General features: G+C 61.7%; 12 protein-coding genes. All 12 read left to right on the forward strand.

From position 1 onward, the window contains the following. Positions 1-4: 4 nt before the first annotated feature. Complete coding sequence (gene mshL, locus BM344_RS16230; RefSeq protein ID WP_091992231.1) at positions 5-1702, forward strand: pilus (MSHA type) biogenesis protein MshL; 1698 nt, start codon at positions 5-7, stop codon at positions 1700-1702. A gap of 1 nt (position 1703) precedes the next feature. Then, on the forward strand, positions 1704-2543 hold the full coding sequence (locus tag BM344_RS16235; protein ID WP_091992232.1) for an ExeA family protein: 840 nt from the start codon (positions 1704-1706) through the stop codon (positions 2541-2543). Next, entirely contained in the window at positions 2540-3667 is a 1128-nt protein-coding gene (locus BM344_RS16240; protein WP_091992233.1) for a tetratricopeptide repeat protein, read from the forward strand. The genes BM344_RS16235 and BM344_RS16240 overlap by 4 nt, the downstream gene beginning before the upstream one ends. After that, on the forward strand, positions 3667-5436 hold the full coding sequence (locus tag BM344_RS16245) for a GspE/PulE family protein (protein ID WP_091992234.1): 1770 nt from the start codon (positions 3667-3669) through the stop codon (positions 5434-5436). Before BM344_RS16240 ends, BM344_RS16245 begins: the two co-directional genes overlap by 1 nt. Next, on the forward strand, positions 5436-6665 hold the full coding sequence (locus BM344_RS16250) for a type II secretion system F family protein (RefSeq protein WP_091992235.1): 1230 nt from the start codon (positions 5436-5438) through the stop codon (positions 6663-6665). Before BM344_RS16245 ends, BM344_RS16250 begins: the two co-directional genes overlap by 1 nt. Next, entirely contained in the window at positions 6666-7247 is a 582-nt protein-coding gene (locus BM344_RS16255) for a hypothetical protein (RefSeq protein WP_091992236.1), read from the forward strand. A gap of 37 nt (positions 7248-7284) precedes the next feature. After that, positions 7285-7797 (forward strand): type II secretion system protein, encoded by a 513-nt coding sequence (locus BM344_RS16260; RefSeq protein ID WP_091992237.1) that lies wholly within the window; start codon positions 7285-7287, stop codon positions 7795-7797. A gap of 41 nt (positions 7798-7838) precedes the next feature. After that, a complete protein-coding gene (locus tag BM344_RS17755; protein WP_322853420.1) occupies positions 7839-8309 on the forward strand; it encodes a type II secretion system protein in 471 nt (156 codons plus the stop codon). A gap of 111 nt (positions 8310-8420) precedes the next feature. Further along, positions 8421-8882, forward strand: a complete 462-nt coding sequence (locus BM344_RS16270) for a type II secretion system protein (RefSeq protein WP_091992238.1) — start codon at positions 8421-8423, stop codon at positions 8880-8882. Beyond that, positions 8879-9373 carry a type IV pilus modification PilV family protein gene (locus tag BM344_RS16275; protein WP_091992239.1) on the forward strand — a complete coding sequence of 165 codons (495 nt, stop codon included), beginning with the start codon at positions 8879-8881 and terminating at the stop codon, positions 9371-9373. Before BM344_RS16270 ends, BM344_RS16275 begins: the two co-directional genes overlap by 4 nt. Beyond that, on the forward strand, positions 9373-10158 hold the full coding sequence (locus BM344_RS16280) for a PulJ/GspJ family protein (RefSeq protein ID WP_091992240.1): 786 nt from the start codon (positions 9373-9375) through the stop codon (positions 10156-10158). Before BM344_RS16275 ends, BM344_RS16280 begins: the two co-directional genes overlap by 1 nt. Before the next feature lies 1 nt (position 10159). Then, entirely contained in the window at positions 10160-10561 is a 402-nt protein-coding gene (locus BM344_RS16285; protein WP_228143668.1) for a hypothetical protein, read from the forward strand. Positions 10562-10602 lie beyond the last annotated feature (41 nt).

Consider the following 10602-nt stretch of genomic DNA (forward strand, 5'->3'; position numbering starts at 1 on the left):
AGACATGACCACAATCAGAAACCTCGGCGTGTTGGCCCTGGCCCTGGGCCTCGCAGCCTGCAGCAACAACCCGTTGATGCGCACGGCTACGGCCACCTCCACCGATTCGGCGCAGGCCATCGAAGAGACCCTGGCCCGGGCCGGGCAGCCTGCCCAGCGAGAGCCGGAGGCACCTGTGGAGAGCACCTTGCCCCCGGATGTCAGTGCCGCGCTGCTGCCCCCGCTGTCGACGAGCGCTGCTCTGGACGAGCGCTTTGACGTGAGGGCCCAGGGGGTACCGGCCGCCAGTTTCTTCCAGTCCCTGGTTGAGGGTACCCGTTACAACGTGGTGGTCCATCCAGAAGTCGATGTTGTCGTGGACCTGCGTCTGGGCGATGTGACGGTACCAGAGGTTATGGACATTGCCGCCGATCTGTACGGTCTGGATATCCGGCGCAACGGCCGTCTGTTCCGGGTAATGGCTGATGAACTCCAGACTCGCCTGTTTGCCATAGACTACCTGCATTTCAAGCGTCGTGGCGGCTCCGAGACCCGGGTCAGTTCCGGGCAGGTAACCAATGCCCGCAGCAGTGATGCAGGCGCCAGCAGCAGTGCCGGTGACTCCGGCGACACCCGGAACCTGATTGGCACCGCTATCTCCACCGAAACCGAGTCTGATTTCTGGCAGGACATCCAGACCGCCCTCAACATGATTGTTGGCGGCGACGGCCAGCAGGTGATCGTCAATCCCGGCGCCGGTCTGGTTATGGTTCGCGCGGGCTCCGACGATCTTGAGCTGGTGGAGGATTACCTGCGCCGCACCGAGCTGATCATGCAGCGGCAGGTAATCCTGGAGGCCAAAATTCTGGAGATTGCCCTCAACGAAGGCTACCAGCAGGGCATCAACTGGTCGGACATTCAGAGCGCCTCCAGCATCACCGCCTCTGACGGCCTGCCCGAAGACTTCACCGCACAGGCCCTCGCCGGCCAGGTGATCCAGACTTCGGACATCGGCGGCCTGTTTTCGGCCAGCGTGCGGGCCGGCGATTTTACCGGATTGATCGAGCTGCTGGGCCGGCAGGGCAATGTCCAGATTCTTTCCAGTCCTCGCATTTCCACCGTGAACAACCAGAAAGCGGTGATCAAGGTGGGCACCGACGAGTTCTTCGTCACCGATATCGATTTTGACGACAACAACTCGGCCGTGGCGGCAACGGATCGGACGTCCACCTCGGTGGAACTCACCCCCTTCTTCTCGGGGATTTCCCTCGATGTCACGCCCCAGATTTCGGAAGACGGCTCGATTACCCTGCACGTGCACCCGGCGGTCAGCGAGGTGACCGACCAGGAGAAGGTGATTACCGTTGGCGAGCGGGACGTGACGCTGCCCCTGGCCAGCAGCACCGTTCGCGAAACCGACAGTGTGATCCGGGCGGAGAGCGGGCAGATTGTGGTGATTGGTGGCCTGATCCAGAACACCAGTGAAGACCAGAACTCAGCCGTGCCCTTCTTAAGTGAAATTCCGTTGGTAGGCGAGCTGTTCAAACAGCGCCGTTTCCAGTCACGCAAAAGCGAGTTGGTGATTCTGCTGCGGCCGGTGGTGGCCGGGCTGCCGGAAATGAACGCCGACATCGCTGCGAGCCGGGAACGCATGAGCGTTCTGAAAGAGCTGCTGCAATCGTCCGGGTCCGTTACCCCTGAGCCGGAGAAAGCGCCGCGATAGCATGTATGAATCCCACTTTGGACTGCAGGAAGCACCGTTCGCATTGACGCCCAACACCCGTTACTTTCTGCGGGCGCCCAGCCATGGTGATGCGCTGGAGCTGTTGCTGGTGGCGTTGCGCCAGCGAGAGGGTTTCATCAAGATTTCCGGTGAGGTTGGCACTGGCAAGACCCTGCTTTGCCGCCTTCTTCTCAATGAGCTGGAACAACAGGCGCACACCGCCTACATTCCCAATCCCTGCCTGACGCCAGAGACCCTCTACGAGGCCGTTGCCGAGGAGCTGGGGGTGGATCCGGCCGGCTGCGCCAACAATCACCAGGTGTTGAAAGCCATTAATGAACGCCTCATTGGCCACGCCATGGAGCGAAGGCCGGTGGTGCTGGTCATTGACGAAGCCCAGGCCATGCCCGAAGACACCATTGAGGCGCTGAGGCTGCTCACCAACCTCGAGACCGAGAGCATGCGTCTGCTTCAGGTGGTGTTGTTCGGCCAGCCCGAGCTCGATGCGCTGCTGCAGAAACCGAGTCTCAGACAGCTGAACCAGCGCATCACTTTCCATTACCGGCTGGCGCCACTTGATAGGCAGTCGGTGGCGCAGTACCTGCGCCACCGACTGGCCCAGGCTGGCTACAATGGCGCCGACCTCTTTACACCGGGGGCTCTGCGGCTGATTGCCCGGGCGTCTGGCGGTATTCCCAGGCTGGTAAACATTCTCGCCCATAAATCCCTGCTGGCGGCCTGGGGCCGCGGCGACCGGCTGGTACAGAAATCCCATGCCCTGCAGGCCATCCGCGATACCGAAAGCGTTCGGCCGCCGGGTCTGATTGCGAGGTGGTTATGAGCCTGCTTAATGATGCGCTCAGGGCTGCCGAACAACGGCAGAACCGACCGGAGGTCGCCAGCGCCTACACCGGCCAGGTTCGCGGTAAGCGGCCCGCACGAAAGGCCCCATGGTTTATTGTTTTGCTGTTGGTGGCCGGTCTGGCCGCTGTTCCGGCAATCTGGTTCCTGAATCCCGACCATTCTGGGGCCGGTGCCGGCGATGCCATGGGGAATGCGCCCGTAGTGGAGTCGAAAGAGCCACAGCCGCAGTCTCAGCCAGAGACGGTTGTGATGGCGCCAGAACGAATCAGCGACGCGCCAGCCTCTGGGCCGACGCCAGCAGTTGAACGGCAGGTGGAACAGCCCGTTGACGCCCCGGTTGCGACTTTGGAGCGCGATGCAGGCGAGCAGCCATCCGAACCGGAACCTGGGGTTGTCCAGGCTTCAGCTACTCAGTCACAGCCCGTCGCCGATTCAGCGCCGGTTCCGCCAGCGCAGACGCCAGTCTCGCGAAAGCCATTATCCGCCTCGACGGCAGAAGAAGAGCTGCCCGCGGTCAAGCAGGTTCGGGAAACCCCGGAAGCGGTGGATCGCCGGGTCAGTCAGGAGCTTGCCTCGCTTCTTGGCAATGGTGAGGTTGCGAAAGCCGAACAGCGGTTACAGGCACTGGTGGCGGCTCAGTCCGCCCCTGCCAGCCGCGAGGTGTTTGCGCGCCGGATGCTGGTGGAGGGCAAGCCGGAGCGCGCCCTGGCCTGGCTGCCAGCTGACGTGACCGCCGATGTGCCGGATTTGCGCCTGCTCAGGGCCCGTGCCCTGCATGCCACCGGCGATCTGGCCGGCGCCCTGAATACATTGGAGAGCTCTGTGCCGCCCGTGGCGGACAACGCCGGGTATCGGGTAACTCTGGCCACACTGCTTCAGCAGGCCGGCCGAAGCGCCGAGTCGGCCCGGCACTGGTCGCTGCTGATCGCCGAGGACGACAGCCGGGCGGCCTGGTGGGTGGGGCTCGGCATTGCCCTGGAAACCGGTGGCGAGCGTGACAGCGCCGCACGGGCCTACACCCAGGCGGCACAGCTGCCAGGGCTGTCGCCCTCGCTGGCGGACTACGTTCGTGAACGACTGAGAAGCTTGCAGGCGGGATGATGACAACAGAACCGAAAAAGAAAGTCCGGTTAGGGGACCTGCTGGTTCAGAACGACGTCATTACCGAACAGCAGTTGATGACGGCCCTGCGCGAGCAGAAAAGCACCGGTCGCAAGCTCGGCAAGACCCTGACCGACCTGGGGTACGTAGACGAGGACAGTTTGCTCAACATACTGTCCCGTCAGCTCGACGTGCCCTTTGTGCAGTTGCGCCACTACCAGTTCAACAATGAACTGGTGAAAAAGCTGCCGGAAGCCATGGCCCGGCGTTTCCGCAGTATTGTGCTGGCAGAGCAGGGGGGCGAACTGCTCGTGGGTATGGCCGACCCCCTCGATATCTTCGCCTACGATGAGCTGGTCCGTATTCTCAAGCAGCCTATCAAGCAGGCGGTGGTTCGCGAGAGCGAACTGTTGAACACCCTGGATCTGGTGTACCGGCGCACCGATGAGATTGCCTCACTGGCCGAAGAGCTGGAGGACGAACTGGGCGACGATGCGTTCGACCTGGCCGATCTGTCCGCAGAATCGGAAAGTGCCGAGGCCCCGGTGGTCAAGCTGCTGCAGACTCTGTTTGAGGATGCCGTGCAGGCCCGCAGTTCGGATATTCACATCGAGCCGGATGAAGCCGTGGTGCGTATCCGGCAGCGGGTGGACGGCGTGCTGCAGGAACAGGTGATGAAGGAGAAGCGGGTCAACGCTGCACTGGTCCTGCGCCTCAAGCTTATGGCGGGTCTCAATATCTCCGAGAAGCGGATGCCGCAGGACGGTCGCTTCAATGTGCGGGTCAAGGGCCGCAGCATTGATGTGCGGGTGTCTACCATGCCCGTGCAGTACGGGGAGTCGGTGGTAATGCGTCTGCTGGACCAGAGCCAGGGTATGTTGAATCTGGATGGTACCGGCATGCCAGTGGAGCTGCTGGAGCGCTTCCGGCGGATGATCAAGAAGCCCCACGGCATGATTCTGGTAACTGGCCCCACCGGCAGTGGTAAAACCACGACGCTCTACGGAGCGCTCACAGAGCTTAATCGCCCCGAGGTGAAGATCATCACCGCGGAAGACCCGGTGGAGTACCGTCTGCCTCGCATTACCCAGGTTCAGGTTAATCCGAAAATCGGGCTGGAGTTTGCCAGCGTGCTGCGGGCGGCCCTGCGCCAGGACCCGGATGTGATCCTGGTGGGCGAAATGCGGGATCGGGAAACCGTGGAAATCGGCCTGCGCGCCGCCATGACCGGCCACCTGGTGCTGTCCACTCTGCACACCAACGACTCCATCAGCAGCGCCATGCGTCTCATTGATATGGGCGCGGAACCGTTTCTGGTGGCCAGCTCCCTGCTGGGGGTTGTCGCCCAGCGGCTGGTAAGGCGGGTGTGCGAGAACTGCGCCGAGTCCTATTCCCCCAGTGAGCAGGAACTGGTGTGGCTGCGCAGTTTCGATCTGGATCCTCTCGACCTTGAGGCGGGCTTCATACGCGGCCGCGGCTGTTACCAGTGCAGCAATACCGGCTACAAAGGCCGGATTGGTGTCTACGAGTTGCTGGAAATGAATGAAGCCATGCTGGATGCCCTCCGGCGCCGGGACGTTTCCGCTTTTACCATCGCAGCTCGCCAGAGCCCCCTGTACCGGCCATTGGGCCAGTGCGCCATGGATTTTGCGCTCCAGGGGACGACTACGCTGGACGAAGTGGCCCGGGTGGCCGCGACCTCGGAAGGAGAGCTCGCACCGGAAGCCGAGATTCCCCTGCCAGATGAGCCGCTCGGGGGTGGCGACTGATGCAGTTCAGTTACCGGGGTAAGGACAATCGCGGCGTGGTCCAGCAGGGATCCCTCGGGGCTCCGAACGCGGACGCGGCGGCATCGGAGCTGATGCGCCGGGGCATTACTCCGTTGACCATTCGCGAGGTGGAAGAGCGGGATTCACTGCTTGATCGACTGAACCGGCTGCCGGTGTTTCGCAAGAGGGTCACCCTGGACGAGTTGATCGTATTCTGCCGCCAGATGCATGCCCTCACCAAGGCGGGCATCCCGCTGATCCGCACCATGCGCGGGCTGGCCGAAACCACCCGGTCGCCGGTGCTGGCGGAGGTGCTGGAAGACGTAACCACCCGGCTTGAGGGCGGCACGACCATGGCCACTGCCATGCAGGCGCACCCCGGGGTGTTCTCGGAGCTGTTCATTGCCATGATCCACGTGGGCGAGAACACCGGGATGCTGGACGACGCCTTCAAGCGTTTGTCGGAGATCCTGGAGCTGGAGCGGGACACCCGTCGGCGCCTGAAGCAGGCCATGCGCTACCCGACATTCGTGGTGATTGCGCTGCTGGCGGCACTGATGGTGGTGAACTTCCTGGTAATTCCGAAGTTTGCCGCGGTGTTCAACAAGCTGGGTGCGGACCTGCCATTCCTGACCCAGGTACTTGTTGGCACCTCGAACTTTCTGCTTGGCTACTGGTACGTGGTGCTGTTTTTTTTAGCCGCAGGCGGGTTATTGCTTCGCCAGTGGAAACAGACAGAACAGGGCCGGTTAACCTGGGACCGCTACAAGTTGCGGGTGCCGATCATTGGCCCACTGCTGGAGCTGATTACCCTGAGCCGATTCTCCCGCAACTTTGCCACTATGCTGTCGGCGGGCATGCCGGTGACAACGGCCCTGACGGTGGTTGCAGATGCCACCGACAACGCCTGGATTTCGCTGCATATCAAGGATATGCGGTTGGGTATCGAGCGGGGCGAGAGCCTATTGCGCACGGCTCGAAACAGCGGGATGTTCACGCCGCTAATCCTGCAGATGATTGCCGTAGGCGAGGAAACCGGTTCGGTGGACGACATGCTCAACAACGTGGCGGACTTTTACGACGAGGACGTCGATTACGGCCTGAAGCGGCTGGCGGAATCCATTGAGCCGATACTCATCGTGGCCATGGGCATCCTGGTGCTGATTCTGGCGCTGGGCGTGTTTCTGCCGATCTGGGATCTGGGCGCGGCCGCCATGGGGCGGGGATGAATGGCACCGGCGAAGATGTCCGATGCGAGCGGTTTGGCGATGTCTCGCTGGTTTCGGCTGGGGGTGGCGCTGGCCATACTGGCGGTGCTCTGGTGGTTCCTGCTGGGCGTGCTGGAGCGGGAGACGCGCAATGCGGAAGAGCGGGCGGCAAACATGGTGCTGGGGCAGCTGCGGTCGGCCCTGGTGATCAAGGGTGCGGAGGTGATGCTGAGTCGTGACGGCAACCTGGCAGAGCAAAGGGGCATCAACCCGTTCGAGCTCATTGAGCATCAATGGAGCCGTTACCGGGGGCACTGTTCGGCTCCTGTCCCGGATCCGGGGAGCTGGTGCTTCCAGGCCGGGCAACACAATGAAACAGACGCACAGGCGGACGGCTGGTTAATTTATAACCCGAGGCAGCCGATAACCATTGATGAACGGCCGGCCAGATCGCAGCAGCCGCAGGCGTGGCGGGTAACAACGGAATTTGCAGACCGCAACGGAAACGGGGTGCGGGAGCAGGAAGAACGGCTGACGGGTCTGAAACTGGCACCGGTGTCGTTGGCTGGCGAACCGTTGCCGGCGCAGGATGCGCGGAATTGAACGATTACAACTTTTGAAACCGAGACGAGGACGACCCATGAAGCGGGAGAGCAGAACAAAGAAACAGCGGGGCTTTACGCTGATCGAACTGGTGGTGGTGATTGCCATACTGGCGATCCTGGCCGCCTTCGCCCTGCCGCGGTTTGCCCAGTTGTCGGAGCAGGCGCACCAGTCAAGCATTCGGGCGACAGCCGGAGCGCTGGCAGCGGGGGTAGCTCTGGCCAAGACCCAGTGGGTGTCCAACGGATTCACCACCGCCCAGACCAACATTGTTGGCTTTGGCAATGACAACGTGGATGTGAACGACGAAGGCTGGCCAACGTCGGTTGCCTCCGACGATACCTCGGCAACCATGACCGCTACCAAGTGTCAGGAGGTATGGCTGGGCGTGTTGCAATCGAATGCACCTACGGTGGCGGCCTCGGGCACGCCGGACTACCTGGTTTCCATTGATGCCGGGGATTGCGTCTTTACCTATCAACCGGACGGCCAGGGCTCTGACATTACCTACGATGCCGACACCGGTGAAATCATAACCAACATCAACTGATAAAACTGAAAGCCAACTGGCAACAACGACGGAGTAGCACTATGAGCGCAATGACAGCAATGGCAGTGAGAAAAGAGAAAGGTTTCACCCTCATCGAACTGGTGATGGTGATCGTGATTCTGGGGATTCTGGCGGCGTTTGCGTTGCCAAGGTTTGCGGATTTCGGTGGGGACGCTGAGAAGGCAGCGAGAGCAGGCGTAATCGGTGCGATGAAATCTGCAGCTGGAATTACTCGAGCGAAATGTTTGGCAGACTCCGCGTGTGATGAGGCGTCTGATTCAAGTTCAGTTTCCATTGAGGGTGTAAGCATTACCACTGCGTATGGTTATCCAGACGGAACAGCCACGGGTATTGAATCCGCGGCGCAGATTGATGCTGGCACTGTGACTCATTCCGGAGGAGTTACTACGGTCACACTTGATACCGATTGCACCATCACGTACACAGAAGCTTCATTCGCCGCCGGAACGCTGACGCCGCCCGCGTATGCTGGCACAACTACGTGCAACTAACTGTTCAGTAGCTTGGATTAGCTAGGCGTAAACCCACAATCGAGGCCGAACGTTGCAGAGTCGGATTACGCTCCGCTAATCCGACCTACATCTGGTAATTCTGGAGGGGGCATGAAAAAGGTAAACGCCCCGCGAGAATCGGGGTTCACCCTGGTCGAGCTGGTGATGGTCATTATCCTGATCGGAGTGCTCTCCGCCCTGGGTATTGGGCTGTTTGCCAGCGGGTCGGCCTTCTCGCCCCTCCTGGCCAATCAGCAATTGGCCTCGGCCACACTGCTTGCCCAACAGGCAGCGCTGGCGGGTAATGCTGCCAACACCTTGACCATTGAACAGGGCTCAGACGAGTTCCGGTTCGTGGTCGGTGGCGGCAGTGCCAATCCCCGAACCTTTGCCATTGCCCGGGAGGGCACCAGTCTCTCGGTAGCTGGCGGTTTGCCTTTGACTCTTTCTTTCGATGCCAGAGGCGCGCCCGCATCCGGTTCGAACCTGCAGCTTACCTTTACCGGAGACAGCACCTTTACCACCTGTCTCAGTTCTCTGGGCGCTGTGTATGCCGGGAGCTGCCAGCCATGAGCCGGGCACAGGGCGGTGCTACGCTGGTGGAGCTGGTGATCACCATCGTGATCATCAGCGTCGCGATTGCCGGTGTGGTGGGCGCCTTTTCGCTGATCGCCGGGCGAAGCGCCGACCCACTCAACCAGACCCGGGCGGTGAAACTGGCCCAGCTGTACATGGATGAGATCATTACCCAGAAGTACGACGATAAGACCCCTCAGGGAGGCGTACCCAGATACTCTGGTGCCTGCACCATTGGTACTGAGCCAGGCGAGTCGACGCGAAGCGATTTTGATGACGTGGACGATTACGACGATCTCAGCGGTCCGCCCGCCACGGCCACCGGTGCCTCGTTGAGTGGCTATAGCGGTTTCACGGTGTCCGTCACGGTCGTCTGCGCCGGGGGCGATGTGGGCCTTCCGGCCTCCGAAGCCAAGCGTATCGAACTGTCGATAGAGGCACCGGGCAATCAGTCCTTTGTATTCTCAGCCTACAGGGCCAATTTCTGATGAAGCGGGCGGGCGGTTTTACCCTCGTGGAGCTGGTGATGGTCATCGTTCTGCTGGCCACTGTGGCGACCATTTCCGTGCAGTTCGTCACCCTGTCCACCCGCGGCGCCATCGATGTGGGCGCCCGCCAGCAACGGGCTCTGGCCGGCGTTGTCATCAGTGAACAGATCAGTCGGGCCGTGCGGGCGGCCTTGCCCACCTCCTTGCGCACGGGTTCCGGCGGAAGCTGCCTGGAGTGGATGCCGATTGTGGCGGCATCAAACTACCTCAACCGGCCGTCCGGGCCTACGCCCGATTCCTTCGAGGCGGTGCCTCTGGCAGGGGGGCGTTCTGCAGCCGGGCGGGTGGTGATTTATGGCTACGGCTCGAATGTCTACAACCCCACGGATCCCGGGCCGATATCGCCGCCGGCCACGGTACCTGCCGGACCCTCGCCGATAACGGTGACCTTTGACGGCGGAGCCACCCACCGATTCTCCCAGCAGTCACCGGAGCGCCGGTTCTATGTGGTCTCCGGGCCCGAGGCAGTCTGCCAGGCGGGCGCGTTCCTGTATCGCTACAGCGGCTACGGCATCAATGCCTCGCCTGCTTCGGGATTACCGTCGAGCTATCCGGGCCGTGAAGTCATGGCGGCCAATCTGGTGCCGGGTTCCCTGGAATTCGAAGTGACGCCGCCCAGTCTCCAGCGGGGTGCCGTGGTGTCGTTCAGTTTCGAGCTCGCGGATCCGGAATCCGGTGAAACCACAGCGATCACTCAAGAGGTTCAGGTTCGTAATGTGCCCTGAAGTGTCCAGCTTGAAACAACAGGGCGGCGCGGGCCTGCCCATCGCCCTGTTCATCATCACGGTGCTGGCGCTGCTGGTGATTGGCATGGCGCAGCTGCAGCAGTCCAGCGGGGAGTCGGTCAGCCTGCAGATCCAGTCGCAGCGCGCGTTCTTTGCGGCCGAGAGCGGTGCCCAGGTAGCGGTTCGTGAGGCTCTGGAGGCGTCAAGCTGTGCCGCCATCAGCAGTCCGGTGGCTTTCAGCACGCCAGGCCTGTCCGGGTGTCGTGCTGTGGTCAGCTGTGAGTCGGTAACGGAAGACATCGGTGGGTCGGGCGGCGATACGGTGTATACCATCGTAAGCCAGGGCCAGTGCGGCGCGGGGCCGGACCAGGCGAACCGGGCAGTTGAGGTGCGAGTTCGATGATTTGGCGATTGGCTGTTTTTTTCCTGTTGTGGTTACTCCTT

This window comes from Marinobacter gudaonensis (genome assembly GCF_900115175.1).
GTDB lineage: Bacteria > Pseudomonadota > Gammaproteobacteria > Pseudomonadales > Oleiphilaceae > Marinobacter > Marinobacter gudaonensis.